This is a genomic window from Oleiphilus sp. HI0123 (assembly GCF_001635315.1).
Genome location: NZ_LWGE01001334.1, coordinates 1 through 1,505, shown reverse-complemented (window position 1 = coordinate 1,505; position 1,505 = coordinate 1). Strand labels below are relative to the sequence as shown.

The window sequence follows — 1,505 nt, the reverse complement described above, 5'->3', positions numbered from 1 at the left end:
CATATATTTTCCATTATCGCGCAACTCTCCACCTTGATACCCGATCACTACGCGGGCAGGAATATTTGCAAGCCGTAACATGTAAGCGAGGCTCCCTGCATAATGCGCGCAGAACCCCGTTTTTGTATCAAACATAAACTCATCGACGAAGTGCTCACCAGTCGTCTCAGGTTTAAGGGTGTAATAAAAATTCTGCTTGGCGAAGTTTTCCATTAGGGCTCGAAAGAGTGCTTCAGGTTCAGGGTATCGCGCCTTCATCTGCGCGATATATTGCTGTGTTCGAGGGTTGCTAGATGCACCTGGTCGCTGCAAATCTTGTACAACGGGCGTTCTGATTCGATCCACCCCCTTAAGCTCGGATAAAAAGGGTAATGAGCCAACCGCTATCCCAAGACTCTCTTGATAACTCAACTTGTATCGCGTCGCCTGAATGGCATCGTTTTTTAGGCTAAAAAGGCCCATCTCACCTTTCAGTAAGTTACTACTTAAGGGCTGCCCATCATCGAGAGCAAAAGCCCAACGATTTTGATGCGGTTCTAGCATCACCTGGTAAGTAGCGCCGTCATGAGAATAAAGTTGGCCTGGGTCAATTTTATAGCGACTGACCGGATAATACTCAATACTTTGCCGCCACTCTCTGCCGTCAAACTCGTCGAGTACTAAACCTCGCCAATAAAGGTTTGACTTGGCGGGGACAACACCACTGAAATCTGCTCTAAAAGCCACTTCGGAAGACTTGGTAAGTGAGGCAATATCGCCAGGAGACATAACATTGCTAATACCTGTCTTTCCTTGCTGAGTTTTGAAAGGCATATGCCACAGCGGAGCTATACGTGGAAAGAATAAAAACAGCACTATGACAAGCGGTATAGACACGGCCATGAGCTTGAAAAGCATTTTACCCAAAGTCGCAATACCACGCTTCCCTAAAGAAAATTCAACGCCTATATTCTGGGATAGCAACACGTAAAAGCAAACAGCTATCAGTAGCAACTGCAACAGCGTATGAAATACACCCTGACTAAATAGAAACGAGACACAACTTAAATACAGCATCGTAAAAATACTTGTAAACAACTCTTTGTCAGCCTTGATCTCTAGAAACTTCAACACAGCTGTCAGAAACAAAAAGGCGCCAGCCATTTCAACAGAAAAGTTGGTTTTATAGTGCGCGACAAACACCGCGCAAGAAGCAAGCGTTAAGCATGTTTTGACAAATGTGCTTACCGGCGGGCTATTTCGCTTATAAGCTATAAAACGATAGACACAGATGAATAACGTAAAAACGATTAGCCATATGGGAAGATGATCACTGTGTGATATCAGCTGTAAGATGATAACTAATAGCAAGGCGCCAACCGGCTGCGCACGGACCGCAAATACGTTGCTCTGTCCGCTGATCACTGCTTTGTCATCACCTTCTCTTAAGTCTTTCTGCATTATCAAGCCACTAATATGATCACGTGCAAATTAATATAAGGCTAGCTGTTTAAGGCAGGCATAAT

At 44.6% G+C, this 1,505-nt stretch carries 1 protein-coding gene; it reads right to left on the bottom strand.

Going from position 1 to position 1,505, the window contains the following annotated elements; all coding sequences use genetic code 11:
- Positions 1 to 1,440, bottom strand: a 1,440-nt coding sequence (locus tag A3761_RS16585; RefSeq protein ID WP_156491900.1) for a DUF3488 and transglutaminase-like domain-containing protein, incomplete at its 3' end; no start/stop codon positions are given.
- Positions 1,441 to 1,505: the final 65 nt, after the last annotated feature.